This window comes from Pseudomonas sp. P7779 (genome assembly GCF_013386315.1).
GTDB lineage: Bacteria > Pseudomonadota > Gammaproteobacteria > Pseudomonadales > Pseudomonadaceae > Aquipseudomonas.
Map to the genome: position 1 here is coordinate 1 of NZ_JACARZ010000075.1, position 24,921 is coordinate 24,921.

The following is a 24,921-nucleotide window of genomic DNA, read 5'->3' on the forward strand; positions in this document are numbered from 1 at the left end:
GCCCGCTCCCACATTTGATGGGGTTTGCAAAACGGGTTTAGAAGTCGCCCCAGAGTTGTTGAGCCACCGCCAGCGCCACGACTGGCGCAGTTTCGGTACGCAGCACCCGTGGGCCCAACCGTGCGGCATGAAACCCCGCACCTTGTGCCGTTTCGACTTCGCCATCAGTCAATCCACCCTCCGGCCCGATCAGGAAGGCCAGGCTCCCAGGCTTGGCGTGGCTCACCAGGGGCTCGGCCACCGGGTGCAGCACCAGCTTCAAATCCGCTTCGGCCTGTTTCAACCAATCCGCCAGCAACAGCGGTGGGTGAATCACCGGCACTCGCGAGCGACCGCACTGCTCGCACGCGCTGATCGCCACCTGGCGCCAGTGCTGCAGGCGTTTGTCGGCGCGTTCGTCCTTGAGGCGCACTTCGCAGCGGTCGCTGAAGATCGGGGTGATTTCATTCACCCCAAGCTCGGTGGCTTTCTGGATCGCCCAGTCCATTCGCTCGCCACGGGACAGGCCCTGGCCGAGGTGAATCTGCAACGGCGATTCGACCTGCCCGGCGAAGGTTTCGGTGACTTGCACCACCACGCGTTTTTTGCCGACTTCCAGCAAGCTGGCGCGAAACTCCTGGCCGGAACCGTCGAACAACTGCACGGGGTCGCCTTCGCCCATGCGCAATACGCGGCTGATGTAGTGCGCCTGGGCTTCCGGCAACTCGTGGTCGCCAAGGCTCAGGGGGGCGTCGACAAAAAAGCGGGACAGTCTCATTTCTGTTCTCTGGAAATAGTGTGCAGGGCGGACGCGGAGCGTCCATGGCTGCATTCCCACGCGGAGCGTGGGAACGATCAACTCAATCAGCCCGGATCACGAAACCCCGGGTGGAAATCCTTGGGCACCGCCACGCTGACCTTGCTGTTGGTGGCAATGTCGATCCCTTCGCTGGCCACTTCAGCCAGGAAGTCGATCTGCTCCGGGGTGATCACATAGGGCGGCAGGAAGTACACCACGCTGCCCAACGGCCGCAGCAACGCGCCTCGCTCCAGCGCATGTTCGAATACCTTCAGGCCACGGCGTTCCTGCCACGGGTAGGCGGTCTTGGTGGCCTTGTCCTGCACCATCTCGATGGCCAGCACCATGCCGGTCTGGCGCACTTCCGAGACGTGCGGATGGTCCACCAGGTGCGCGGTGGCGGTGGCCATGCGCTGGGCCAGGGCCTTGTTGTTTTCGATGACGTTGTCTTCTTCGAAGATATCCAGGGTCGCCAGGGCCGCCGCACAGGCCAGCGGGTTACCGGTGTAGCTGTGGGAGTGCAGGAAGGCCCGCAGGGTCGGGTAGTCGTCGTAGAAGGCGTCGTACACATCGTCGGTGGTGACCACCGCGGCGAGCGGCAGGTAGCCGCCGGTCAGGGCCTTGGACAGGCACAGGAAGTCCGGGCGGATGCCGGCCTGTTCACAGGCGAACATCGTACCGGTGCGGCCAAAGCCCACGGCGATTTCGTCGTGGATCAGGTGCACGCCATAACGGTCGCAGGCTTCGCGCAGCAGCTTGAGGTACACCGGGTGGTACATGCGCATGCCGCCGGCGCCCTGGATCAGCGGCTCGACGATCACGGCGGCCACGGTGTCGTGGTTTTCGGCCAGGGTCTGCTCCATGGCCAGGAACATGTTCCGGGAATGTTCTTCCCAGCTCATGCCGTCGGGGCGCAGGTAGCAGTCGGGGCTCGGCACCTTGATGGTGTCCAGCAGCAGGGCTTTATAGGTCTCGGTGAACAGCGGCACATCGCCAACCGACATCGCGGCGATGGTTTCGCCGTGGTAGCTGTTGGTCAGGGTGACAAAGCGCTTCTTGTTCGGCAGGCCGCGGTTGAGCCAATAGTGAAAGCTCATCTTAAGCGCGACTTCGATGCACGACGAGCCGTTGTCGGCATAGAAGCAGCGGGTCAGGCCTTCGGGGGTCATCTTCACCAGGCGCTCGGACAGCTCGATTACCGGCTGGTGGCTGAAGCCGGCGAGGATCACGTGTTCCAGCTGGTCGACCTGGTCCTTGATGCGCTGGTTGATGCGCGGGTTGGCGTGGCCAAACACGTTGACCCACCAGGAACTGACGGCGTCGAGGTAGCGTTTGCCTTCGAAGTCTTCCAGCCAGATGCCTTCACCGCGCTTGATCGGGATCAGCGGCAGTTGCTGGTGGTCTTTCATCTGGGTGCAGGGATGCCACAGCACCGCAAGGTCGCGTTGCATCCACTGGTTATTCAAACCCATGTTTATTCTCCTCGAAGCGGCTCGCGACGTGCGCGGGCGAAACAATCGCGCAAGCCTATGCAATGCCGGCCTGTGTCACAACCCATTGCGAGTCTGAAGCGTAAATTGGTGGTAAACGCAGGACAGTCCGTCACGTTTCTTCTGGATAGTCCTTAATCTCTTGTTAACTTACTCTGCATACGCTCTTGATCGTATTTCTCGATATTTCAAAGCGAAATTTTCCGCTTTAATTCGATAGGTAAATCGATAGTCTTGCCACAGCTCTTACGGGATTTGGGACATGCAACTACGTAATTCACCGGCCCGCTATGGCTGGGTCAGCATCGTTTTGCACTGGGGCGTGGCCCTGGTGGTGTTCGGTCTGTTCGCATTGGGCCTGTGGATGGTCGGTCTCGACTACTACAGTGCCTGGCGCAAAGACGCCCCGGACCTGCACAAGAGCATCGGCATTACGCTGTTCGCCATCATGCTCGTGCGGATCGTCTGGCGCCTGGTCAGCCCGCCGCCGCCACCGCTTGCCAGCTATAGCCGCATGACGCGTCTGGGGGCTGCGTTTGGCCACGCGTTCCTGTATCTCGGGCTGTTTGCCGTGATGATTGCCGGTTACCTGATTTCCACCGCAGACGGTGTCGGGATCCCGGTGTTTGGCTTGTTTGAGATTCCTGCGCTGGTTTCCGGGCTACCGGACCAGGCAGACACTGCAGGTGTGGTGCATTTGTACCTGGCCTGGGTATTGGTGGTGTTCGCCGGCCTGCATGGCGTGGCCGCGCTGAAACACCATTTCATTGATCGTGATGTGACCCTGGTTCGTATGCTGGGGCGCAAAGCCTGATGTTCAACCTCGACTCACAAGGAATAGAAAGCATGTTGAAAAAGACTCTCGCCGCTCTGGCCATCGGTTCTGCCCTGCTGACTGCCGGTCAGGCGATGGCAGCTGACTACGTTGTCGACAAGGAAGGCCAGCACGCCTTCGTTGACTTCAAGATCAGCCACTTGGGCTACAGCTTCATCACCGGTACCTTCAAGGACCTGGACGGCAAGTTCAGCTTCGATGCTGCCAAGCCTGAAGACAGCAAGATTGAGTTCAACGTCCGCACCGCCAGCGTGTTCACCAACCACGCCGAACGTGACAAGCACATCGCCAGCAAAGACTTCCTGGACGTTGGCAAGTTTGCCGATGCCAAGTTCGTCTCCACCAGCGTCAAGACCACTGGCAAGAATGCCGCTGGCCAAGTCACTGCTGACGTGACCGGCGACCTGACCTTTCACGGCGTGACCAAGCCGATCGTCGTCAAGGCGACCTTCCTGGGTGAAGGCAAGGATCCATGGGGCGGCTACCGTGCCGGCTTTGAAGGTACTACCTCCTTCAATCGCCAGGACTTCGGCAAGCAGATGGACCTGGGTCCAGCGTCCAACAACGTTGAGCTGTACGTGACGTTTGAAGGTGTGAAAGCGAAGTAATTTTCGCCGGCCACACAAAAATGCCCCGGATCTCGCGAACCGGGGCATTTTTTATGGCGCTTTGAAAACTCAGCGGTTGCGGGTCAGCAACGCCGGTTTTTCACCACGTGGACGGCCCGGCAGTTGATCCAACTGCTCAGGTGTCAGCGTGCGATCGCTTTTCGACTCTTTGTGGATGATCTTCGGTGCCGGGCCGCCGCGCGGGTTTTGCACCGCTGGCTCCGACAGGCGAGGTTGATCATCACGGGCCGGGCGACGGTTGCGCGACTCTTCGCGACGGGCCTGGCCGTCACGCGGTGCACCGTTGCGCGGGCCGCTGCGCTTGGCAGGCGGGGTGCCGGTGGTGGCGCCATTGCTGCTGCGCGGACCGTTCTGGCGACCTTGTGGCTGGCCGCCGGTACGCGGAGTACCGGCGCCTGCGCCCTGGGCTGGAGCGCCCGGACGACGACCACGGCCCTGGGCCGGCTTGGCCTGGGGCACGTAGTCAACGCGGTTACCGAAGTTGTCCACGTCGTCGTCCAGGAACTCGTCCGGAGCACGGTCGGCAGCAGCACGTGGCGGCTGGCTCGGCTGGCGCTGTTCGCGGGCCGGGGTGCCTTCACGGGGCTTTTGCTCACGGGCCGGGCGTTCGCCACGGCCATTGGTCGCAGCCTTGTCCTTGCCGCCCTTGTCCTTGCCCTTGTCTTTACGACCGCCACCACCGCCGCCGCCGTTCGGGCCATCGCCCTTCGGACCGCGTGGGTTGTTGCGCGGGTTGCGCACGTCCGGACGTTCGCGCACTTCAGGCTTCTCGGCCTCAACGGCGCTGGAGTCGAAGCCCATCAGGTCGCCGTCGGCGATTTTCTGCTTGGTCATGCGCTCGATGCTTTTCAGCAGCTTTTCTTCGTCCGGTGCGACCAGGGAAATGGCCTCGCCCGAACGACCGGCCCGGCCAGTACGGCCGATACGGTGCACGTAGTCTTCGTCGACGTTTGGCAGCTCGAAATTGACCACGTGGGGCAGTTGGTCGATGTCCAGGCCGCGAGCGGCGATGTCGGTGGCGACCAGGATGCGCACTTCACCGGCCTTGAAGTCGGCCAGGGCTTTGGTGCGGGCGTTCTGGCTCTTGTTGCCGTGGATCGCGACGGCGGTGAGGCCGTGCTTGTCCAGGTACTCGGCCAGGCGGTTGGCGCCGTGCTTGGTGCGGGTGAACACCAGCACCTGTTCCCACGCGCCGGCGGTGATCAGGTGGGCCAGCAGCGAACGCTTGTGGGCGGCCGGCAGGCGGAATACGCGCTGCTCGATACGCTCGACCGTGGTGTTCGGCGGCGTGACTTCAATGCGCTCGGGGTTGTGCAACAACTTGCCCGCCAACGCGGTGATGTCGTTGGAGAACGTGGCCGAGAACAGCAGGTTCTGGCGTTTGGCCGGCAGGCGCGCGAGGACCTTTTTCACGTCATGGACAAAGCCCATGTCGAGCATGCGGTCGGCTTCGTCCAGCACGAGGATTTCCACGTGGGACAAATCGACGCTGCCTTGGCCGCACAGGTCGAGCAAACGACCCGGGCACGCAACCAGTACGTCGACACCGCGGGACATGGCCTGAACCTGTGGGTTCATGCCGACGCCGCCGAAGATGCAGGCGCTGACGAACTTCAAGTCGCGGGCATACAGCTTGAAGCTGTCATGCACTTGTGCGGCGAGTTCGCGGGTAGGGGTCAGGACCAGTACGCGCGGTTGGCGCGGGCCATGACGCTGGGATTTGTCCGGGTGACCGTTGGGGAACAACCGCTCCAGGATCGGAAGGGCGAAGCCGCCGGTTTTACCAGTACCTGTCTGAGCCGCAACCATCAGGTCGCGGCCTTGCAACACGGCGGGAATGGCCCGCTGTTGCACCGGAGTAGGCTCGGTATAGCCCGCTGCCTCGATGGCGCGGACTAAAGCCTCGGAGAGACCGAGGGAAGCAAAGGACATGAGTAATCCTGTTTTAGTTAGGGCTTGGCCCAGAGGGATAGTCTTGCCTGGCGTGAATGGCGTTTAGATGAACGCAATCCCGTCCGGTCCTGCTGGGGCTGGCGGGCACTCAGACGGCTCGCGCGGGCTTGAAAGCTGCGCTGTAGCGGGGTCGGGTGCCTTTTGCAAGACCGAAGCGTCCGGGCGTAAGCCTGGCGGAAAGGCCGGAGTATAACAGAGCAATCACTCTGCGCCGCTTTCCTGCTGCTCAACGGTGCGTACGGGCAGGGCTGATGCGCTGGTTTGCGGGCTGCTGCCCGCATATTTGGCACTCAAGGCCGCGTAGGCAGGCTCTTGCTTGAAGCGTTTGAGTTCGGCGGCGAAGCGTTGCACCAGCAAATCCATGCCGGCACCGCGGCGCACGGCCAGGAACTGTGGCTGGCTGCTGACTACCTGGGGTGCCTGGGTGACCTGGTCCTCAAGTCCAAGGGCCTTGAGTACATGCTGGCCAACCCGACGGTCCGTGATCACCAGGTCGATCCGGCCAAGGGCCAGTTTGCCGAAGTTGGCCTCATGGCTGGCGGCCGGCTCCTGCTTGAAGAGGGTGGACTCGCTGAATTCGGCGCCATAGAGGTAGCCTGGCGAGGTGCCGATGGTCAGGCCGCGCAGGTCGTCGAAGGTCTGGAACGGGTGTGGGCGCTGATTGGCGTAGAACAGCACGAACTCCACCTCGGACAGCGGCTCGCTGGGGTACAGCAGCACCGCGTCGCGTTCATGGCTATGGAAAATATCCAGTGCGCCGTCGGCCTGGCCCTGGTCGAGCATCGCCAGGCAGCGCTTCCAGGGCAGGAATTGCCAATCCACATCGATGCCCAGGCGCTGGAACACGATCACCGTGGTCTCGTAGTCGAGCCCGCGCATGGTGCCGTTGTCGTCGTAGACGTAAGGCGCCCAGGGCTCGGTGACAATGCGCAGTTTCTCGCCATGGGCACCGAGGCTCAGGCAAGCGAAAAGAACAGCAGTCAATAACCGGAAAGTGACAGGCATACCCTGAGATTACGACTGTATCGGGCTAAAGAGAAGCTCTGGCACAGTGATCTGCGGGCGCCCGCCAGGTTTACTTGCCCGGAGATTTGATCAGGTGTTCGTAGATCGCCTCGCGCCGCTCGCCGAGAATCAGCCGCACCACGGGATTGTCAAACCAGTGCTCCAGCAGATGGGCATCCACCGGTCGACCCTGGCGCTCTTCCTGGTTTTGTCGGGCCTTGTCCCACCAAACCGGGCCACACGCCTGGTCGAACTCGTTTTCATGTTCGTAGCAGCCGTAGAGGATTTCCCGGATGAACTGCTGCTGGTGCTTGGGCAATGCCAGGGTGATCAGCTTGTACATCAGGCGTTGCAGACGAGGCGGGCGGGGCAGGTGGGCGGAAACCTGGCGCGTGTCATCCAGGGCCGTGGCGCCGGTGGGGTTTGCCCCATGTTTGGCGATCCACGCCTTGACCTTGGCCCGGAACAGCTGCTTGCGGCTCCAGTAATGGTGGATCAGGTCCGGGCATTCGCGCACGTTGAGGGTGCGATAGGCGGCAATGGACAGGCAGAACTCTTCCAGGGTGTAGGCGCCCTGGGCATGGGGAAACAGTTCGTCCATCAATTCGATCGAGCGGTCGAGGATGTGCGCGTCCTGCTGCGTCAGGCCCATGACCCCGGAATTGAGGGTCATCATGTCATCGTCGGCCACGCCCATGTCCAGCAGGCGCTGGTACAGGGCGCTGTACAGAATGCTTTCGTGGTTGTCGCCGTACTTGGTGTAGAAGGCGTTGCACAGCAGGGTGCCCGGCTGCACGCGTTCAAACAGCGCCAGGGGCGAATGATGGAAAAACGTGTCGGTGTCGATCAGCAGCGCCACTTCGGATTCTTGCAACACTTGCCGCAGCACTACGTGCTTGGTGCGAAAGTGGTAGCCGTGAGGCTCGCTCCAGCGTTTGCGCGTGGCTTCGTCCAGCGGGCGTACCCGTACCGGCAGCAGGCGGTAGGGCTCGGGGTTGTCGGTGAAGACCTGGATGTCGATGCCTGTGTCCGGCTCGTCCCGCAGGAACGACAGGGCGCTGGCGATGCTGAATACCGCTTCCTGATGGTAAGTCTCTGCGCCGAACACCAGGTAGACCAGTTGCGGGCGGGACGTCGGGGCGGTTGTATTCATGGACTGCAGAATTCCGTGGGCGTTTAGAACGGCAAAGGCCCTCATTATGAGGGCCTTTGCATTTCGGAACAGACCTTAGCGTGGCAGCTTCAGGTTGTTCCAGACAGCGAGGCTTGGCTCAGCCTGGTTCAGGGTATAGAAGTGCAACCCTGGCGCGCCACCTTGCAACAATTGTTCACACATTTCGCTGATGACCTGTTCGCCGAACGCCTGGATGCTCTTGACGTCGTCGCCGTAGGCTTCCAGTTGTTTACGAATCCAGCGTGGGATTTCCGCGCCGCAGGCGTCAGAGAAGCGCGCCAGTTTGCTGTAGTTGGTGATCGGCATGATGCCCGGCACGATCGGGATGTTCACGCCCATCGCTTGTACACGCTCAACGAAGTAGAAGTAGCTCTCTGCGTTGAAGAAGTACTGGGTGATCGCGCTGTTGGCGCCGGCGTTGGCCTTGCGCACGAAATTCTGCAGATCGTCTTCGAAATTGCGCGCCTGGGGGTGCATCTCCGGATAAGCGGCCACTTCGATGTGGAAGTGATCGCCGGTTTCTTCGCGAATGAAGCTCACCAGGTCATTGGCGTAGCGCAGCTCGCCGCTGGCCATGCCCATCCCGGACGGCAGGTCACCGCGCAGGGCGACGATGCGCTTGATGCCGGCTTGCTTGTATTGGGTCAGCAGGCTGCGCAGGTCGGCCTTGCTGTCGCCCACGCAGGACAAATGCGGAGCTGCAGGTACTTTGACTTGGCTTTCCAGCTGCAGCACGGTGTTGATCGTGCGATCGCGGGTGGAGCCACCGGCACCGTAGGTGCAGGAGAAGAAATCGGGGTGGTAGCTGGCCAACTGCTTGGCAGTTGCCATCAGTTTTTCATGCCCAGCATCGGTCTTGGTCGGGAAGAACTCGAAGCTGTAGCGACGGTCTTGGGACATGGTCATACCTATGGAAACTCATAAAGCCAGAAGGTGCACACCGTCAATGTGGGAGCGGGCTTGCTCGCGAAGGCGGTATGCCAGTAGTAGATAAGTCGACTGACACACCGCCTTCGCGAGCAAGCCCGCTCCCACAAAAGCCTGCCCCCACATGGGGAGCAGGCAGCAGGCAAATCAGTAGCGGTAAGCGTGCGGCTTGAACGGGCCTTCGACCGTCACGCCGATGTAGTCGGCCTGGGTCTTGGTCAGTTGAGTCACTACGCCGCCGAAGCCGCGGACCATTTCCAGGGCCACTTCTTCGTCGAGTTTCTTCGGCAGTACTTCCACGGTCAGGCGCTCGGCTTTCTGGGCGGGCGACAGGTCGGCGTATTTCTGGCCGAACAGGAAGATCTGCGCCAGTACCTGGTTGGCGAACGAGCCATCCATGATGCGGCTTGGGTGGCCAGTGGCGTTGCCCAGGTTCACCAGACGGCCTTCGGCCAGCAGGATCAGGTAGTCATCGTTCTGCGGGTCGAAATCGCCAGCACCGGTACGGTGAACCTTGTGTACCTGTGGCTTCACTTCTTCCCATGCCCAGTTCTTGCGCATGAAAGCGGTGTCGATTTCGTTGTCGAAGTGACCGATGTTGCACACCACGGCGCGCTTTTTCAGGGCCTTGAGCATGTTCGAGTCGCACACGTTCACGTTGCCGGTGGTGGTCACGATCAGGTCGATCTTGCCCAGCAGAGGCTTGTCGATGCTGGCTTCGGTGCCGTCGTTCTGGCCGTTGATGAACGGCGAAACCACTTCGAAACCGTCCATGCAGGCTTGCATGGCGCAGATCGGGTCGACTTCGGAGACTTTAACGATCATGCCTTCCTGACGCAGGGACTGGGACGAACCCTTGCCCACGTCACCGTAGCCGATCACCAGCGCTTGCTTGCCGGACAACAGGTGGTCGGTGCCGCGCTTGATCGCATCGTTCAGGCTGTGACGGCAGCCGTACTTGTTGTCGTTCTTGCTCTTGGTCACCGAGTCGTTGACGTTGATGGCCGGGATTTTCAGCTCGCCCTTGGCCAGCATGTCCAGCAGGCGGTGTACGCCGGTGGTGGTTTCTTCGGTCACGCCGTGGACGCGGTCGAGGATCTGCGGGTATTTCTTGTGCAGCAGCTCGGTCAGGTCGCCGCCGTCGTCGAGGATCATGTTGGCGTCCCATGGCTTGCCATCCTTGAGGATGGTTTGCTCCAGGCACCACTCGTACTCTTCTTCGGTTTCGCCTTTCCAGGCGAACACGGCGATACCGGCAGCAGCGATAGCGGCAGCGGCCTGGTCTTGAGTCGAGAAAATGTTGCAGGACGACCAGCGTACTTCGGCACCCAGGGCAACCAGGGTTTCGATCAGCACGGCAGTCTGAATGGTCATGTGGATGCAGCCGAGAATCTTCGCGCCCTTGAGCGGCTGCTCAGCGGCGTACTTGCGACGCAGGCCCATCAGGGCTGGCATTTCGGATTCGGCGATAAAGGTTTCGCGACGGCCCCAGGCAGCGAGGGACATGTCGGCGACTTTGTAGTCGGTAAAACCTGCAGGCGTGATTACAGCGCTCATGAAGAGCCTCCATTCGTAGTGTGCGAATGGGCGCCGTTGTGCGTTTAGTATCCAGCTGGCTAACCAGGCCGGACAACGCCCCATCCGAGCCTGACAGGTCGAGCCTGCTGCAGCGCCCCTCGGACAGGTGGCGGGAGAACGGTATCAATCGAAGATGACCGTTTTGAAGCGGAGGCGATTATAGCCGCCTGCGCCTGACTTCTAAAGCCTTTCTGTCGGCGGCATGAAGATCGCTCATGGGGTTGATAGGCAATGGCTCATAGAGCTTGGGCCCGGCCTCTGCCATGATGTTGCCCATCATTTCGCAACACGCTTTGGAGTGAACATGAACTTCCACACTCGCAAATGGGTAAAACCCGAAGACCTCAACCCCAACGGCACCCTGTTCGGTGGCAGCCTGCTGCGCTGGATCGACGAAGAAGCGGCCATTTACGCGATTGTCCAGTTGGGCAACCAGCGGGTGGTGACCAAGTACATCTCCGAAATCAACTTCGTCAGCGCCTCGCGCCAGGGCGACATCATCGAACTGGGCATCACCGCCACCGAGTTCGGTCGCACCTCCATCACCCTGACCTGTGAAGTGCGCAACAAGATCACGCGCAAGAGCATTCTGACGGTGGAAAAAATGGTCTTCGTGAACCTGGGCGAAGACGGGTTGCCGGCGCCCCACGGCCGTACCGAGATCAAGTACGTGAAGGATCAGTTCCAGTCGGAAGGCCTCGGCGAGTAATCCTGCGCAGGGCCAGTGAACGCTCTTGATCAACCATAGGTCGTACCTGAACATCGCCCCCCCGTTCAGGTATCACCATGGCCACGCAAGAAGACGGCAAGACCCCCAATCTGTCGCAGGAAGAGCAGCACGACGTCGACAAGAACCAGCCGCCTCGCGCGGCGGTTCTGCATGAAATCATCCGCACTCAAGGCGATCAGGAACTGGAGCGCAACGTCGCCGCGTTGTGGTGGTCGGCGCTGGCCGCCGGCCTGACCATGGGCCTGTCACTGATGGGCATGGGCTTGCTCAACTCGCGCCTGCCGGATGGCGAGGAGTTCAAGGTGATCGCCAGTTTTGGTTACTGCGCCGGCTTTCTTGCCGTGATCCTCGCCCGTCAGCAGTTATTCACCGAAAACACCCTGACCGCGGTGTTGCCGGTGATGAGCAAACCCACGCTGAAGAATTTCGCACGCCTGCTGCGTTTATGGGCCGTGGTGCTGGTGGGCAACCTGTGCGGCACCTTGCTGGTGGCGTATGTGATGCTGCACTTGCCGATCTTTGACACCAAGACCGACCTGGCCTTCCTGGAAATCGGGCGCAAGGTCATGGAAAACGACGCCTACCAGATGTTCGCCAAGGGCATCGTGTCGGGCTGGATGATCGCCACCATGGTGTGGATGATCCCCTCCATGGAAAGCGCCAAAATCTGGATCATCATCCTGATCACCTACCTGATGGCACTGGGAGACTTCACCCACATCGTGGTGGGCTCGGCGGAAGTGTCGTACCTGGTATTTGCCGGCGAGCTGCCGTGGAAAGACTTCTGGCTGGTGTTCGCCGGGCCGACGCTGGCGGGCAATATCATCGGCGGCAGCTTTATCTTTGCGCTGATCAGCCATGCGCAGATTCGCAGCGAAAGCAGCCTGCCGGGCAAAGCCGCTGCGGACCCGAGGCATCCGCAGCAGATCAACAAGGGTCAGTGAGTCTCCGGCGCCGCAGCAGGCGCCGGCTCATCCTTGGTCACATGCTTGACCAGCTTGCCGATGCTCAAGCCCTGCAACAGGATCGAAGACAGCACCACGATGTAGGTGATGCTCAGCAGCAAGTCACGCTCCGGGCCCAGTGGCAGGGCCAGGGCCAGTGCCACGGAAACCCCGCCGCGCAAGCCGCCCCATGTGAGGATGCGGATAGTGCCGCGGGGCACCGTGCGCCAGCGGCGCAGCAGCAGGATCGCCGGGGCCACCGTCAGCAGGCGTGACAACAGGATTGCCACGGCCAGCAAACTGGCGGCCAACACGTGCAGCCAGTTGAACGGCAACAGCAGCAATTCCATGCCGATCAGCGCAAACAGCAGGGCGTTGAGCATGTCATCGAGCAGTTCCCAGAAACCGTCCAGGTAGCGCCGGGTCATGTCGTTCATCGCCAGCTTGCGGCCGAGGTTGCCGATGATCAGGCCCGCCACCACCATCGCAATGGGTGCCGAGACGTGCAGTTCAGTGGCCATCGCCGAGCCGCCGATCACCAGGGCCAGGGTCAGCATCACTTCGATCTGATACTGCTCGATGCTCTTGATCATCAGGTACACGATGTAGCCGATCAGCCCGCCAAACACCACGCCGCCAATCGCCTCATGGGCAAACAGCATGGCCGTGGCGCCGACCGTAGGCGTCTCGCCCAGTTGCGCGATGCCCAGCAACACGGTGAACACCACCACCGCCGTGCCGTCGTTGAACAGCGATTCGCCGACGATGGTGGTTTTCAGCGGTTTCGACGCATTGGCGGTCCGCAGCACACCGAGTACGGCGATCGGGTCGGTGGGGGAAATCAGTGCGCCGAACAGCAGGCAGTACAGGAAACTCACGTGCCAGCCGAACAGGGCAAAGATGTAGAAGGCCAGGCTGCCGATCACCACCGTGGCAATCAATACGCCGAAGGTGGCGAGCAGGCCGATGGGCCAGCGGTAGCTGCGCAGGTCGCTCAGGTTGACGTGCAAGGCGCCGGCGAACAGCAGGAACGAGAGCATCCAGTTCATCAGCAGGTCGCCGAAGTCGATCTGGCCGATCAACTGCTGGATGCGCTCTTCAAGGCCGGGGTAGCCGATAAAGCTCAAGCCTTGCAGCAGCAGGGAAAACATCAGTGCCGTGACCATCACACCGATGGTGGGCGGCAGGCCGATGAAGCGGTAGTTCACATACGTGAGCAGGGTGGTGAGGCAAATAAACGCAGCGACAAGTTCAAGCATCCGGGGTCCTTGGATGGAGGAGTGAGTAGAGATCATATGTGGGAGCTGTCGAGCCCCAGCGAGGCTGCGATGGCATCACCTGGGTGAGGCTGCAAGACCGCAGCGCCTGTATCGCAGCCTCGCTAAAGCTCGACAGCTCCCACACAGAACACATTTATCAGTTGGCTACGTTGACCGCAGCAAGGCGACGACGTTGCAGGTCGATGAACAAAAGTGCCGCCACCACCATCCCGCGGATCCAGGCACCGAGCGGCAGGCGAGGATCTCCTTCGGTAATCGTGACGCTCTGATCAGGCATACGCAGGCCGACGCCCGGATCGGCGAAGATCGGGCAGCGGCAAAAATTTATTGGTCTAGGTCTTTGCGCAACTGAGTGCGGCGTGGTCGGCTTTAGTATAAACAGGTGCTGAAATATGGCGAATCAATTCCGCTTTTTATGACTGGGGAGTCACCGTGATTGCAACAGCTCTGGTACTGGTAGCGGCGTTGTTGCATGCGACGTGGAACACCTTGATCAAATTCAGCGGCGAGCGCCTGTTGGTCATCGCGTGCATGGACACGGTGGCGTTGCTGTTTGTGGTGCTGGCGGTGGGGTTTGTATCGTTTCCGCCACTGGAAATCTGGCCGTGGATCATCGCCTCGGCGTTGTTTGAATTGCTCTACCGCTACCTGCTGATCCAGGCCTATCGCGTGGGTGACCTGGGCCTGGTGTACCCATTGATGCGCGGCTTGTCGCCTTTGGTGGTGCTGGCGCTGACGCTGGTGTTTGCCGGTGAGGTGCTCAGTACCCAGCAGATTCTCGGCATTCTGCTGATCCCGTTCGGCATGCTGTGCCTGTTGTGGCAGGGCGGCGGTGGCGACCGGTTGCCCTGGTCGATGCTGCCGGTGGTGGCGTTGATCGGCTTGTGTATCGGTTGCTACACCTTCCTCGATGGCCAGGCATTGCGCCGTTGGTCACACCCGCTGGACTACCTGGTGTGGCTGACGCTGATAAGCGCATGGCCGTTTCCGTTGCTGGCGATGGTGCGCAAACGGGCGGCGTTCGGGCTGTTCTGGCGCACGCAGTGGCGGCTGGGGCTGAGTGTCGGGTTGTGCGTGTTGTTGAGCTACGCTCTGGTGCTTTGGGCCATGCAGTTGGGCTCGATTGCCGAAGCCGCCGCGCTGCGCGAAGTCAGTGTGATCCTGGTGGTGCTGTTCGGCATGCGTTACCTGAAAGAACCTTTCGGCCGCCCACGGCTCATAGCCTGTGGGTTGGTGCTGATCGGCATGTTCGTGATGAAACTCTAACCGTCGGATAAAACTAAAAAAGGAATGGGTTATGACAGTCGCTTTCTGGTGTGTGTTGATCGCAATTTTTCTGCCGTACCTGTGCACGGGCGTGGCCAAGTTCAGCGGCGGCAAGTTCGGGCCGCGGCAGAACCATGATCCGCGGGCGTTCCTCGACACCCTCGAGGGGTTTGCCAAGCGCGCCCACAGTGCGCAACTCAACAGCTTTGAAGTGACCCCGGCGTTTGCGGCGGCGGTGATCATTGCCCATCTGGCTGGCGTTGCGTCGCTGGTGACGATCAACGTCCTGGCGGTGCTGTTCATCACCAGCCGGTTGCTCTACATCATCTGCTACCTGGCGGACTGGGCGATGCTGCGGTCGGTGGTGTGGGCGGTGGGGATGGCGTTGATTGCGAGCTTCTTCTTCGTCTCGATCTGAAGCCTGACACTGTTCAAATGTGGGAGCGGGCTTGCTCGCGAATGCGGTGTGTCAGTCACCGGATGTATCGACTGATCCACCGCATTCGCGAGCAAGCCCGCTCCCACACAAGCCCGCTCCCACATAGACCTTGGTGTTCTTCAGGTGCCTGTCGGCGCGTCCGGCACTTTTGGCAACGCTGCGCCTTTGGGCCACAGCATCCAGATCTGACCCTGCTGCTTCATGTTGCCCGCCAACTCACCAGCGGCATCACCGGTTCCCCAGAACAGGTCGGCCCGCACTTCGCCGGTAATTGCACCACCGGTATCCTGCGCAGCCACCGGGCGGGCAATCGGCGCACCATCCGGTCGGGTAGTCGACAGCCACAACAGGCTGCCCAGTGGAATCACCTTGCGATCCACCGCAACGCTATACCCCGCAGTTAGCGGCACGTTCAGCGAGCCACGCGGGCCTTCGTTGCTGTCGGGGCGGGCACTGAAGAACACGTAGCTGGGGTTGCTTGCCAGCAATTCAGGAATACGCTGCGGATGCGCCTTGGCCCAGGCCGCGATGGCGCCCATGGTCACGTCTTCTTTTTTCAGCTCGCCCTGCTCCACCAGCCAGCGGCCGATGGGGCGGTACGGGTAACCGTTCTGGTCACCGTAACCCACCCGCAATTGGCGGCCGTCGGCCAGTTGGATACGACCTGAACCCTGGATCTGCAGGAATTGCAGGTCCATCGGGTTGGTCAGCCAGGCGATGGGCTTGGCGGTGGAGCCTTGGTGGTTGATGGTGCTGGCGTCGTCATAGGGTTTGAGTACCCGGCCTTCCAGGCGACCGCGCAGGCGCTTGCCCTTGAGCTCCGGGTAGATGCTTTCCAGGTTGACGATGATCAGGTCATCCGGCACGCCGAACACCGGTACATGGGCGGTGGCGGTTTCGGTGAGGCTGCCGGGGTAAACCGGTTCGTAGTAGCCGGTGATCAGGCCGTTGGGGCTGTTGTCTGCCGAGCGCAAGCCGTAGACATCGAGGTTGGCCTTGAGGAAGTCGCGAATCGCCACTGCCGTCGACGGCACAGTGGCCGATGCCGCGCACGTCGTGCCCCACACCGGGTCAGCCTTGAGTCGTTGACAGGCACTGCGCCAGGATTCAAAGCCGGCTTGCAGGTCGCTGTCCGACACGGCCGGCAGGTTTTCCCAGGTAGCGCCAACGTAGGTGGCGATGGCGTGGGGCTTGGCTTTTTCGTCCTTGCCGGTGTCGCAACCGGCCAGCAGCGCGATCATTGGCAGGGCCCACACGAGGCGGCGCCAAGGCTTAAAACGGGTATTCATACACAAAATTCCTGAAGCGATTGCTCGTATCGGCTGGCGTTCGAGCAACCCTTATTATTAATAGGGGTATTGGTCTTTGCGGGCGGGGCGAGGATACTGGCCGCCGTTTCCCGTGACCTTGAGCCATCATGACTTTTAAAAGACTGACCGTTGTATTGCTGGCCTGCCTGACACTGTCCGCCTGCGGCGGGGTTGATCCGAATTCGCCCCTTGGCCAGCGCAAGGCCATTTTCAAGCAGATGCTCAAGACCGGCGAAGACCTGGGCGGCATGTTGCGTGGGCGCATTCCATTCGACGGCGGCAAATTTGCCGAAGGCGCGGTCAAGCTTGATGCGTTGTCCCACGAACCGTGGAAACATTTCCCGAGCGTGCGTGAAGAAGACCACACCAGCGCCAAGGACGACGTGTGGCAGCAGCAGGCACGTTTCCAGGAAATGGCTCGAAACCTTGAAACGGCCACCGGTGAACTGGTGATCGCCAGCCAGGTCCAGCCCTACAAGGCCAGCAACCTCGTGCCGGCGGTGCAGAAAGTCGAAGATGCCTGCACCGCGTGCCATAAACAGTTCCGCGATCACTGAGGCCGTCTTACTTGTCCAGTTCGTCCAGGGCTTCCTGCAAGTCCTTGCGTGACTGGGCCAGCTTGTCCTTGCGCTTGTTGATCTTGTCGGAATCACCCTTCTTCATGGCCTTGTCGAGGTCAGCCTGACGGCGGCTGACTTCGTGCTTGGCGTCGAGCACCTTGTTTTCCCGCTCCTTTTTCAAGGAGGCATCGGTGCAGTTGGCGGTGACTTCACTCAAGGCTTTTTCCAGGCCGGCTTGTTGCTCACTGTTGCCGTGGGCCTTGGCTTGTTCGATCTGGGTGCTGATGGACTCGCGCTTGGCGGCGCAGCCTGTGAGTGGCGCAGCTTCCTCGGCTGCCAGCAATGGCGCGGACATAAGGGTAGCGACGGTCAACAGGGCAAAAGGTGCAAGAAATTTCATAAAGGCTCCAAGGCAAACAAGGTCGCAATCAGGTGGGCAGGATGAATTCTGCCGGCACCGGTTAATGCCGTCGGGCAGAGGTCAAAAACCATCTATCCCGGCAGCCCGTAATGTTTCACTCAAGGCCAGTACCTGCGGGTCGCGAAAAAAAGCGCTCAGTTGCGCCGCGCGACCCGGGCCTATGCCGTCTTCGGCCAGCCAGGCTTGAGTGTCTCTGGCGGCCAGGGTTTGCCAGCCGCCTTGTAGATTGTTGCGCGCCGTGGGCGGTACTCCCAGGGCCATCAGCCATTGCGCGAACGGTCGCTGCCGGGCGCTGCGCAAGCTGTCGAGTAAACGCGCACTGCTGCGTTCGCCGAAGCCATCAATGTTAGCAAGCTCTGCCTCATCCAGGGTTAACCAATCGAGCAGGCCGTCGATCAGGCCGGCCTGGATCAAGGTGTTCCAGGTTTCGCGGCCGATGTGTGGCAGGGCCAGGCCCTGGGCGCCGCTCAGCCAGGTCAGGCGCGCGAGCAGCTGTTCTTCGCAACCCGGGGCCAGTTGCCAGCAACTCAAGGGGTGGAAGTCCCTGGCCTGCGGGACCTGCAACTCGGCCCGTGGCTGGCTGCGCAGGATGACGCGGTCAAGGCGTGGGATGACGTGCCCGGCGAGGCTGATGGAGACCTGGTCGCCAGTACGGATATCCAGTTCCCGCCAGCGTTTCAGCGAACCGACACTGACCCGGCTGATCTTCCGGTCATCGAGCAGTACCGGTTCCAACTCCAGGATGGAGGTGATGCGCCCGGTGCGGCCAATCTTGAAGTGCACCTTGCGCACATGGGCCAGCGCCTTGGCCACCGGGTACTTCCAGGCAACCGCCCAGTAGGGCGCGCTGACCCGCCAGCGCTCGGCCGGGGCCCGCTGGCCTTGATGCAATACCACGCCGTCGCTGGCGAAGGGCAGCGGGTGGCTGTACCAATAGCTGCGCCAGTGCGCCGCTTCGGTCATGTCCTTGATCGGGTGGCTGTAGCGCCCGCTGTCGGTGAAGCCCCACTGCGCCAGCTGGCTCAGCCGCTCGGAAAAGTCATCGGGGCCCTGGGGCCAGGCCCAGACAAACAGACCGATATTGGCGGCCTCGGCGTCGCTCAACTGCCGGCGATTCATCAGCCCGGCCACTTTGCCGCGGGCGCCGAGGCCACCTTTGGCAGCTTGCACATGGTCATTCAGTCGCCAATAGAGTTCGCCCTGCAACAGCAGGTCAACGGGCTCGGGCAGTTGCTGCACGATCCCCGGAATCCGGCGGGCGGAGGCTGACCAATCCTGGCCCAGCCGGCCATCGCCGCGACTGATGACCCGGCTCAACCGGCCCTTGCGGTAAACCAGCGTGACGGCGACGCCATCGACCTTGGGCTGGATCCACACGTCCTGGCGAGTCCCCAGCCAGGTTTGCACGGCGTTATCGTCCAGCAGTTTTTCCAGGCCGGTGTGGGGCGTCGGGTGGGCGGTCGTGCCCCGCGAGCTGCCCAGCGGGTCGTCCGTGACTGGGGCGGAGGGAGTGAAACACCTGCGCCATTGGGCAAGGCGCTGGCTGGCCTGGTCATACAGCTCATCGCTGATCAATGACTGGCCGAGCCGGTGGTAGCTGTCATCCCACAAGCGGATTTGTTGCGCCAGGGTGCTGATCTGGGCCCGGGCGTGATCGGCCTCCCAGTCGGGGCACTCCTGCGACCACGCAGTGAGCGGCGAGAAGCTGAGTAAAAGGAAAAACAGCCAGCGCATAAGTGACGTCATCATGAGCATCCTTGCTCTGAAAAGGGCGCCCAGCCTAAGCCATCCCTGCGGGCATAAAAAAGCCCCGCAACCGCGAGGCTTTTTACCCGATGTTTCTGCTCGCTTGAACAGAACGCCGGGGCTTTGTGTACACCGTAGGACGATTACAGGCCGGCGGCAGTACGCAAGTCGTTGGCACGGTCGGTCTTTTCCCAGGTGAACGTAGTGAACGTGTCGTTGCCGACAGTCTTCTGCTCAGGGGTACGACCGAAGTGGCCGTAGGCCGCAGTTTCCTGGTACATCGGGTGCAGCAGGTCGAGCATGGTGGTGATTGCGTAAGGACGCAGGTCGAAGATCTCACGCACCAGCTTGACGATCTTGTCGTCGCTGATCTTGCCGGTACCGAAGGTGTTCAGCGAGATCGACGTAGGCTGGGCCACACCGATTGCGTAGGACACTTGAATCTCGCAACGCTCGGCCAGGCCGGCGGCCACGATGTTCTTGGCCACGTAACGACCGGCGTAGGCCGCCGAACGGTCAACCTTGGATGGATCCTTGCCGGAGAACGCGCCACCGCCGTGACGGGCCATGCCGCCGTAGCTGTCGACGATGATCTTGCGACCGGTCAGGCCGCAGTCGCCCACCGGGCCACCGATGATGAACTGGCCGGTCGGGTTGATGTGGAACTGGGTGTCCTTGGTCAGCAGTTCGGCAGGCAGCACGTGCTTGACGATCAGCTCCATGACGCCTTCGCGCAGGTCGGCGTAGGAAACGTCCGGGTTGTGCTGGGTCGACAGTACCACCGCGTCGATGGCGACGACTTTGCCGCCTTCATAACGGCAGGTCACCTGGGACTTGGCGTCCGGGCGCAGCCATGGCAATGCACCGGATTTACGGGCTTCGGCCTGGCGCTTCACCAACTGGTGGGAGAAGGTGATCGGTGCCGGCATCAGCACGTCGGTTTCGTTGCTTGCATAGCCGAACATCAGGCCCTGGTCGCCCGCGCCCTGATCTTCAGGCTTGGCACGGTCGACACCCTGGTTGATGTCAGGGGACTGCTTGCCGATGATGTTCATCACGCCGCAGGTCGCACCGTCGAAGCCGACGTCGGAGCTGTTGTAGCCGATGTCGATGATCACGTCACGCACGATCTGCTCCAGGTCTACCCAGGCAGAGGTGGTGACTTCGCCGGCGATGATCGCCACGCCCGTTTTCACCAGAGTCTCGCACGCCACTCGGGCGAACTTGTCTTCAGCGATGATGGCGTCCAGCACCGCGTCAGAGATCTGGTCGGCGATTTTGTCCGGATGCCCTTCAGACACGGACTCGGAGGTGAAAAGGGAGTATTCGCTCATCTCGATGTTTTCCTGATATTTACCGATGGTGAGTGTCGCCAGTCGGCCGCTGAAAATGGCGGACCTGAATCTGGAAACCATTACGTAAACCTACATAGAGGCTTTCCCCGGGAACGAGTCCCGCAGCGGTGGCCCAACGGGCCAGATCGTCCTGTTCAAAACCCAGCCAGAGATCACCGCAGGCTTCCCTGGCCCAACTCTGGTTGTGGCTGCATAAATCCGTGACCAACAGGCTGCCGCCTGGTTGCAGCAAATTCGCCATCTGCCTGAGGGCGTCTGCCGGGGCGGCGAAATGGTGCAGGACCATGTTCAGCACCACGCAATCGGCCCGCAGGCTGGTGTCATTCAGGGCGTCCGCCAACTGCAGGTGGACATTGCCCAGCGCTTCGCGCTCACACAATTGGCGGGCCAGCTCCAGCATCGCTGGGCTGTTGTCCAGCGCCGTGACCTGATGAAAGCGCCGCGCCAGCTCCGGCAGGAAGCCGCCGTCACCCGGGCCCACTTCAACCGCCGTAGCCTCATCACTGAAGCTCAGCTTGTCCAAAAGTGCCAGTACGCTTTCGCGGTATTGCGCCAAGCCGGCGATCAGATCCTGCTGGGCGCGAAACTTCTCGGCTACCCGTGAGAAAAAGTCCTGGCTGGCGGCAGCACGTTGCCCGTGCACCTGGCTGATGCGCGACTGCACGTCAGCCGGCAGCGCCAGGCTGTCTATTTCTTCGAGCAGCGCGGCGTGCAGCTTGCCGCCCAGTTGCTCGGTGTGGGGCAGGGCGCGACGGTAAAAAATCGCATTGCCCTCGCGGCGGGTCGCCACCAGGTCGGCCTGGGCCAGTACCTTCAAGTGGTGGCTCATGCCGGATTGGCCGATGGCGAAGATCTGCGCCAGCTCCAGCACCCCGAACGAATCGTTGGTCAGCGCGCGCAACACATTCAGGCGCAACGGATCGCCACCGGCCTTGCACAGGGCCGCCAGCTCGTCGCTGTCGTCGGGTCGAATAGAAGGTGCGCTCAGGTTCATAAGGCCAGCAGTCTAGTGACGGTGGGAAAACCCCGCAAGGGCAATATCAAAAAGTTTTGATATTGGTCGATAATCGGTGGTTATAAGCAGCCGCTATAACCCATGGACGAAGCGGTAAACGGTTTCTCCAGGCAATCCGCAGGAAAAACACCCCCAAGTGACTATCTGTCATTGCCCCGAGGGCCGTGGCTGAGGGAAAATGCCGATCCTTTTTTCCGTTTCTTTTATTCAACCTCCAGGAGATCAGCGATGCCCAGCCGTCGTGAGCGTGCCAACGCCATTCGTGCCCTCAGCATGGATGCCGTGCAAAAAGCCAACAGCGGCCATCCCGGTGCCCCGATGGGCATGGCGGATATCGCCGAGGTACTTTGGCGTGACTACCTGAAACACAACCCGAGCAACCCGTCGTTCGCCGACCGTGACCGGTTCATCCTGTCCAACGGCCACGGCTCGATGCTGATCTACTCGTTGCTGCACCTGACCGGCTACGACGTCACCATCGACGACCTGAAAAACTTCCGCCAGATCCACAGCCGCACCCCGGGCCACCCGGAATACGGCTACACCCCTGGCGTTGAGACCACCACCGGTCCACTGGGCCAGGGCCTGGCCAACGCCGTGGGTTTTGCCCTGGCTGAAAAAGTGCTGGCTGCGCAGTTCAACCGCCCGAACCACAACGTTGTCGACCACCACACCTACGTGTTCCTGGGTGATGGCTGCATGATGGAAGGCATTTCCCACGAAGTCGCCTCCCTGGCCGGTACCCTGGGCCTGGGCAAGCTGATCGCCTTCTACGATGACAACGGCATCTCCATCGACGGCGAAGTCGAAGGCTGGTTCACCGACGACACGCCTAAGCGTTTCGAAGCCTACAACTGGCAGGTGATCCGCAACGTCGACGGCCACGATCCTGAAGAGATCAAGACCGCCATCGACACCGCCCGCAAGAGCGAGCAGCCGACCCTGATCTGCTGCAAGACCACCATCGGCTTCGGTTCGCCGAACAAGCAAGGTAAAGAAGACTGCCACGGCGCCCCACTGGGTGACGCGGAAATCGCCCTGACCCGCGCTGCGCTGAAGTGGAACCACGGCCCGTTCGAAATCCCGGCTGACATCTACGCCGAGTGGAACGCCAAGGAAGCCGGCCTGGCGGTCGAAGCCGAGTGGGACCAGCGTTTCGCGGCCTACTCCGCCGAATTCCCTGAGTTGGCCAACGAACTGGTTCGCCGCCTGGCCGGTGACCTGCCTGCCGACTTCGCTGAAAAGGCCTCGGCCTACATTGCCGAAGTGGCGGTCAAGGGCGAAACCATCGCCAGCCGTAAAGCCAGCCAGAACACCCTGAACGCGTTCGGCCCGCTGCTGCCTGAGTTCCTCGGCGGTTCGGCTGACCTGGCCGGTTCCAACCTGACCCTGTGGAAAGGTTGCAAAGGTGTCTCGGCGGAAGACGCCAGCGGCAACTACATGTACTACGGCGTGCGCGAGTTCGGCATGAGCGCCATCATGAACGGCGTTGCCCTGCACGGCGGCCTGGTGCCTTACGGCGCGACCTTCCTGATGTTCATGGAATACGCCCGCAACGCCGTACGCATGGCGTCGTTGATGAAAAAGCGTGTGATCTTCGTCTACACCCACGACTCCATCGGCCTGGGCGAAGACGGCCCGACGCACCAGCCGGTCGAGCAATTGACCAGCCTGCGCACCACGCCGAACCTGGACACCTGGCGCCCATCGGACGCGGTCGAATCGGCTGTGGCCTGGAAGCACGCAATCGAGCGCAAGGACGGTCCTTCGGCGCTGATCTTCTCCCGTCAGAACCTGCAGCACCAAACCCGCGACGCGGCGCAGATCGAAGGCATCAGCCGTGGTGGCTACGTGCTGAAAGACTGCATCGGCGAGCCGGAGCTGATCCTGATCTCCACCGGTTCGGAAGTGGGCCTGGCGGTTCAGGCGTACGACAAGCTGACGGCCGCCGGTCGTAACGTGCGTGTGGTTTCCATGCCGTGCACCAGCGTCTTCGAAGCCCAGGACGCCGACTACAAGCAATCGGTGTTGCCGTTGCAGGTCAGCGCACGTATCGCCATCGAAGCGGCTCACGCCGACTACTGGTACAAGTACGTGGGCCTGGAAGGTCGCGTGATCGGCATGACCACCTACGGTGAGTCGGCGCCGGCGCCAGCGTTGTTCGAAGAGTTCGGTTTCACCCTGGAAAACATCCTGGGTCAGGCTGAAGAGCTGCTGGAAGACTAAAGCGCGTCCCCTTGTAGGAGCGAGCTTGTTGTGGCGAGGGAGCTTGCTCCCGCTGGGCTGCGAAGCGGCCCCAAGCCGTGCGATCGAGATGTGTCAGATACACCTCGTCAGCCGGTCTGGGAGTGCTTCGCACTCCAGCGGGAGCAAGCTCCCTCGCCACACAAGCGAGTTCCTGCAAAGGTTTGTGTCGCCCACAATGCGAGAACCCCATGCCTCAACCGCGTCCCTACAAAGTTGCACTCAACGGCTACGGCCGGATTGGTCGTTGCGTCTTGCGTGCTCTGTTCGAGCGAGGGCCGGCGGCCGGGTTTGAAATTGTCGCGATCAACGATCTGGCGGACATGGCCAGCATCGAATACCTGACACGCTTTGACTCCACCCACGGCCGGTTCCCCGGCGAAGTGCGGGTCGAGGACGATTGTCTGCATATTAATGGCAACTGCGTGAAGGTCCTGCGCAGTGCCACCCCTGAGGGCATCGACTGGGCGGCGCTGGACGTCGACCTGGTGCTGGAATGCTCCGGTGCCTATCACACCCGTGCCGACGGCCAGCGGTTTCTCGACGCCGGCGCACCACGGGTCCTGTTCTCCCAGCCGATGGCCAGCGAGGCGGATGTCGACGCCACCATCGTCTACGGCGTGAACCAGGATTGCCTGACCGGTGCCGAATTGCTGGTGTCCAACGCCTCCTGCACCACCAACTGCGGCGTGCCGCTGTTGCGCCTGCTGGACCAGGCGATTGGCCTGGAATACGTGTCGATCACCACCATTCACTCGGCAATGAACGATCAGCCGGTGATTGACGCTTACCACCATGAAGACCTGCGCCGTACGCGTTCGGCGTTTCAGTCGGTGATTCCGGTGTCCACCGGCCTGGCGCGCGGTATCGAGCGACTGTTGCCGGAACTTGCCGGGCGAATCCAGGCCAAAGCCGTACGGGTACCGACGGTGAATGTGTCTTGCCTGGACATCACCATGCAAACCGTCAGCGACACCGATGCCGGCGAAGTCAACCGGATCCTGCGCGACGCCGCCACCAGCGGCCCGCTCAAAGGCCTGTTGGCCTACACCGAGTTGCCGCACGCCAGCTGTGATTTCAACCACGACCCGCATTCGGCCATCGTCGATGCCAGCCAGACCCGCGTTTCCGGCCCACGGCTGGTGAACATCCTGGCTTGGTTCGACAACGAATGGGGTTTTGCCAACCGAATGCTGGACGTTGCAGAACACTATCTGCAAACAGCCTCTCCACAACTTTAGC

At 61.4% G+C, this 24,921-nt stretch carries 23 protein-coding genes and 1 riboswitch; of the genes, 9 read left to right on the forward strand and 14 right to left on the reverse strand.

From position 1 onward, the window contains the following. Window positions 1-37: 37 nt before the first annotated feature. Together HX869_RS21530 and HX869_RS21535 are read right to left on the reverse strand one after the other, a co-directional pair. A complete protein-coding gene (locus HX869_RS21530) occupies window positions 38-757 on the reverse strand; it encodes a 16S rRNA (uracil(1498)-N(3))-methyltransferase (protein ID WP_178903615.1) in 720 nt (239 codons plus the stop codon). A gap of 86 nt (window positions 758-843) precedes the next feature. Beyond that, a complete protein-coding gene (locus HX869_RS21535) occupies window positions 844-2,250 on the reverse strand; it encodes an adenosylmethionine--8-amino-7-oxononanoate transaminase (RefSeq protein ID WP_003216840.1) in 1,407 nt (468 codons plus the stop codon). A gap of 280 nt (window positions 2,251-2,530) precedes the next feature. Here HX869_RS21535 and HX869_RS21540 point away from each other — a divergent pair, with 280 nt between their 5' ends. Together HX869_RS21540 and HX869_RS21545 are read left to right on the forward strand one after the other, a co-directional pair. Further along, on the forward strand, window positions 2,531-3,082 hold the full coding sequence (locus HX869_RS21540) for a cytochrome b (RefSeq protein WP_003216842.1): 552 nt from the start codon (window positions 2,531-2,533) through the stop codon (window positions 3,080-3,082). A 32-nt stretch (window positions 3,083-3,114) separates the two neighbouring features. Beyond that, window positions 3,115-3,711: a YceI family protein gene (locus HX869_RS21545; RefSeq protein WP_003216844.1), complete on the forward strand. Its 597-nt coding sequence runs from the start codon at window positions 3,115-3,117 to the stop codon at window positions 3,709-3,711. Between the two features lie 69 nt (window positions 3,712-3,780). Here the strand turns inward: HX869_RS21545 and HX869_RS21550 are convergent, their stop codons facing one another. From HX869_RS21550 to ahcY, 5 genes are all read right to left on the reverse strand, one after another. Beyond that, the gene (locus tag HX869_RS21550; RefSeq protein ID WP_003216846.1) at window positions 3,781-5,664 is read right to left on the reverse strand and encodes a DEAD/DEAH box helicase; all 1,884 of its coding nucleotides are present in this window, start codon (window positions 5,662-5,664) and stop codon (window positions 3,781-3,783) included. A 222-nt stretch (window positions 5,665-5,886) separates the two neighbouring features. Beyond that, window positions 5,887-6,690: an ABC transporter substrate-binding protein gene (locus tag HX869_RS21555; protein ID WP_087693230.1), complete on the reverse strand. Its 804-nt coding sequence runs from the start codon at window positions 6,688-6,690 to the stop codon at window positions 5,887-5,889. A 70-nt stretch (window positions 6,691-6,760) separates the two neighbouring features. Beyond that, window positions 6,761-7,843: a hypothetical protein gene (locus HX869_RS21560; RefSeq protein ID WP_178903616.1), complete on the reverse strand. Its 1,083-nt coding sequence runs from the start codon at window positions 7,841-7,843 to the stop codon at window positions 6,761-6,763. 75 nt (window positions 7,844-7,918) lie between these two features. Further along, on the reverse strand, window positions 7,919-8,764 hold the full coding sequence (gene metF, locus HX869_RS21565; protein WP_008434100.1) for a methylenetetrahydrofolate reductase [NAD(P)H]: 846 nt from the start codon (window positions 8,762-8,764) through the stop codon (window positions 7,919-7,921). A 174-nt stretch (window positions 8,765-8,938) separates the two neighbouring features. Continuing rightward, window positions 8,939-10,348 (reverse strand): adenosylhomocysteinase, encoded by a 1,410-nt coding sequence (ahcY, locus tag HX869_RS21570; protein ID WP_178903617.1) that lies wholly within the window; start codon window positions 10,346-10,348, stop codon window positions 8,939-8,941. A gap of 21 nt (window positions 10,349-10,369) precedes the next feature. Then, window positions 10,370-10,475: riboswitch (S-adenosyl-L-homocysteine riboswitch) on the reverse strand. Between the two features lie 198 nt (window positions 10,476-10,673). On the opposite strand from ahcY, the gene HX869_RS21575 reads away from it, so the two are divergent. Next, window positions 10,674-11,078, forward strand: a complete 405-nt coding sequence (locus tag HX869_RS21575; RefSeq protein ID WP_003216852.1) for an acyl-CoA thioesterase — start codon at window positions 10,674-10,676, stop codon at window positions 11,076-11,078. 77 nt (window positions 11,079-11,155) lie between these two features. Then, a complete protein-coding gene (locus HX869_RS21580; RefSeq protein WP_008434095.1) occupies window positions 11,156-12,043 on the forward strand; it encodes a formate/nitrite transporter family protein in 888 nt (295 codons plus the stop codon). Here the strand turns inward: HX869_RS21580 and HX869_RS21585 are convergent. Both HX869_RS21585 and HX869_RS21590 read right to left on the reverse strand, forming a co-directional pair. Continuing rightward, window positions 12,037-13,302, reverse strand: a complete 1,266-nt coding sequence (locus tag HX869_RS21585; protein ID WP_008434094.1) for a sodium:proton antiporter — start codon at window positions 13,300-13,302, stop codon at window positions 12,037-12,039. The genes HX869_RS21580 and HX869_RS21585 overlap by 7 nt on opposite strands. Window positions 13,303-13,459: 157 nt before the next feature. After that, on the reverse strand, window positions 13,460-13,600 hold the full coding sequence (locus HX869_RS21590) for a hypothetical protein (RefSeq protein WP_178903618.1): 141 nt from the start codon (window positions 13,598-13,600) through the stop codon (window positions 13,460-13,462). A 155-nt stretch (window positions 13,601-13,755) separates the two neighbouring features. Here HX869_RS21590 and HX869_RS21595 point away from each other — a divergent pair, with 155 nt between their 5' ends. Continuing rightward, entirely contained in the window at window positions 13,756-14,589 is an 834-nt protein-coding gene (locus HX869_RS21595; RefSeq protein ID WP_063026578.1) for an EamA family transporter, read from the forward strand. A 31-nt stretch (window positions 14,590-14,620) separates the two neighbouring features. Then, the gene (locus HX869_RS21600; RefSeq protein ID WP_003216858.1) at window positions 14,621-15,007 is read left to right on the forward strand and encodes an MAPEG family protein; all 387 of its coding nucleotides are present in this window, start codon (window positions 14,621-14,623) and stop codon (window positions 15,005-15,007) included. Window positions 15,008-15,147: 140 nt separating this feature from the next. Here the strand turns inward: HX869_RS21600 and HX869_RS21605 are convergent, their stop codons facing one another. Then, the gene (locus HX869_RS21605) at window positions 15,148-16,317 is read right to left on the reverse strand and encodes a murein transglycosylase A (protein ID WP_178903619.1); all 1,170 of its coding nucleotides are present in this window, start codon (window positions 16,315-16,317) and stop codon (window positions 15,148-15,150) included. A 128-nt stretch (window positions 16,318-16,445) separates the two neighbouring features. Here HX869_RS21605 and HX869_RS21610 point away from each other — a divergent pair, with 128 nt between their 5' ends. After that, entirely contained in the window at window positions 16,446-16,895 is a 450-nt protein-coding gene (locus HX869_RS21610; protein ID WP_178903620.1) for a cytochrome c, read from the forward strand. Window positions 16,896-16,902: 7 nt separating this feature from the next. On the opposite strand, the gene HX869_RS21615 is transcribed toward HX869_RS21610, so the two are convergent. The 4 genes from HX869_RS21615 to HX869_RS21630 all read right to left on the reverse strand — a co-directional run bounded on the left by HX869_RS21615 (window position 16,903) and on the right by HX869_RS21630 (window position 21,414). Further along, window positions 16,903-17,298 carry a DUF1090 domain-containing protein gene (locus HX869_RS21615; protein WP_008434082.1) on the reverse strand — a complete coding sequence of 132 codons (396 nt, stop codon included), beginning with the start codon at window positions 17,296-17,298 and terminating at the stop codon, window positions 16,903-16,905. Between the two features lie 81 nt (window positions 17,299-17,379). Further along, window positions 17,380-19,065: an NAD-dependent DNA ligase LigB gene (ligB, locus tag HX869_RS21620; RefSeq protein WP_256344254.1), complete on the reverse strand. Its 1,686-nt coding sequence runs from the start codon at window positions 19,063-19,065 to the stop codon at window positions 17,380-17,382. Between the two features lie 143 nt (window positions 19,066-19,208). Next, window positions 19,209-20,399 (reverse strand): methionine adenosyltransferase, encoded by a 1,191-nt coding sequence (gene metK, locus HX869_RS21625; protein WP_003216863.1) that lies wholly within the window; start codon window positions 20,397-20,399, stop codon window positions 19,209-19,211. A 19-nt stretch (window positions 20,400-20,418) separates the two neighbouring features. Further along, window positions 20,419-21,414 carry a metalloregulator ArsR/SmtB family transcription factor gene (locus tag HX869_RS21630; RefSeq protein ID WP_178903621.1) on the reverse strand — a complete coding sequence of 332 codons (996 nt, stop codon included), beginning with the start codon at window positions 21,412-21,414 and terminating at the stop codon, window positions 20,419-20,421. A 249-nt stretch (window positions 21,415-21,663) separates the two neighbouring features. Between HX869_RS21630 and tkt the strand changes: the two genes are divergently transcribed. Then, window positions 21,664-23,661, forward strand: coding sequence for a transketolase (tkt, locus tag HX869_RS21635; protein WP_178903622.1), 1,998 nt, complete (start codon window positions 21,664-21,666; stop codon window positions 23,659-23,661). Between the two features lie 209 nt (window positions 23,662-23,870). Then, on the forward strand, window positions 23,871-24,920 hold the full coding sequence (epd, locus tag HX869_RS21640; protein ID WP_008434077.1) for an erythrose-4-phosphate dehydrogenase: 1,050 nt from the start codon (window positions 23,871-23,873) through the stop codon (window positions 24,918-24,920). Window position 24,921: the final 1 nt, after the last annotated feature.

What these genes read in the sequence shown, in the direction of transcription:
- HX869_RS21530 (WP_178903615.1), bottom strand. Translation starts at nt 757, where the DNA reads ATGAGACTGTCCCGCTTTTTTGTCGACGCCCCCCTGAGCCTTGGCGAC.
- HX869_RS21535 (WP_003216840.1), bottom strand. Translation starts at nt 2,250, where the DNA reads ATGGGTTTGAATAACCAGTGGATGCAACGCGACCTTGCGGTGCTGTGG.
- HX869_RS21540 (WP_003216842.1), top strand. Translation starts at nt 2,531, where the DNA reads ATGCAACTACGTAATTCACCGGCCCGCTATGGCTGGGTCAGCATCGTT.
- HX869_RS21545 (WP_003216844.1), top strand. Translation starts at nt 3,115, where the DNA reads ATGTTGAAAAAGACTCTCGCCGCTCTGGCCATCGGTTCTGCCCTGCTG.
- HX869_RS21550 (WP_003216846.1), bottom strand. Translation starts at nt 5,664, where the DNA reads ATGTCCTTTGCTTCCCTCGGTCTCTCCGAGGCTTTAGTCCGCGCCATC.
- HX869_RS21555 (WP_087693230.1), bottom strand. Translation starts at nt 6,690, where the DNA reads ATGCCTGTCACTTTCCGGTTATTGACTGCTGTTCTTTTCGCTTGCCTG.
- HX869_RS21560 (WP_178903616.1), bottom strand. Translation starts at nt 7,843, where the DNA reads ATGAATACAACCGCCCCGACGTCCCGCCCGCAACTGGTCTACCTGGTG.
- metF (WP_008434100.1), bottom strand. Translation starts at nt 8,764, where the DNA reads ATGTCCCAAGACCGTCGCTACAGCTTCGAGTTCTTCCCGACCAAGACC.
- ahcY (WP_178903617.1), bottom strand. Translation starts at nt 10,348, where the DNA reads ATGAGCGCTGTAATCACGCCTGCAGGTTTTACCGACTACAAAGTCGCC.
- HX869_RS21575 (WP_003216852.1), top strand. Translation starts at nt 10,674, where the DNA reads ATGAACTTCCACACTCGCAAATGGGTAAAACCCGAAGACCTCAACCCC.
- HX869_RS21580 (WP_008434095.1), top strand. Translation starts at nt 11,156, where the DNA reads ATGGCCACGCAAGAAGACGGCAAGACCCCCAATCTGTCGCAGGAAGAG.
- HX869_RS21585 (WP_008434094.1), bottom strand. Translation starts at nt 13,302, where the DNA reads ATGCTTGAACTTGTCGCTGCGTTTATTTGCCTCACCACCCTGCTCACG.
- HX869_RS21590 (WP_178903618.1), bottom strand. Translation starts at nt 13,600, where the DNA reads ATGCCTGATCAGAGCGTCACGATTACCGAAGGAGATCCTCGCCTGCCG.
- HX869_RS21600 (WP_003216858.1), top strand. Translation starts at nt 14,621, where the DNA reads ATGACAGTCGCTTTCTGGTGTGTGTTGATCGCAATTTTTCTGCCGTAC.
- HX869_RS21605 (WP_178903619.1), bottom strand. Translation starts at nt 16,317, where the DNA reads ATGAATACCCGTTTTAAGCCTTGGCGCCGCCTCGTGTGGGCCCTGCCA.
- HX869_RS21610 (WP_178903620.1), top strand. Translation starts at nt 16,446, where the DNA reads ATGACTTTTAAAAGACTGACCGTTGTATTGCTGGCCTGCCTGACACTG.
- HX869_RS21615 (WP_008434082.1), bottom strand. Translation starts at nt 17,298, where the DNA reads ATGAAATTTCTTGCACCTTTTGCCCTGTTGACCGTCGCTACCCTTATG.
- ligB (WP_256344254.1), bottom strand. Translation starts at nt 19,065, where the DNA reads ATGACGTCACTTATGCGCTGGCTGTTTTTCCTTTTACTCAGCTTCTCG.
- metK (WP_003216863.1), bottom strand. Translation starts at nt 20,399, where the DNA reads ATGAGCGAATACTCCCTTTTCACCTCCGAGTCCGTGTCTGAAGGGCAT.
- HX869_RS21630 (WP_178903621.1), bottom strand. Translation starts at nt 21,414, where the DNA reads ATGAACCTGAGCGCACCTTCTATTCGACCCGACGACAGCGACGAGCTG.
- tkt (WP_178903622.1), top strand. Translation starts at nt 21,664, where the DNA reads ATGCCCAGCCGTCGTGAGCGTGCCAACGCCATTCGTGCCCTCAGCATG.
- epd (WP_008434077.1), top strand. Translation starts at nt 23,871, where the DNA reads ATGCCTCAACCGCGTCCCTACAAAGTTGCACTCAACGGCTACGGCCGG.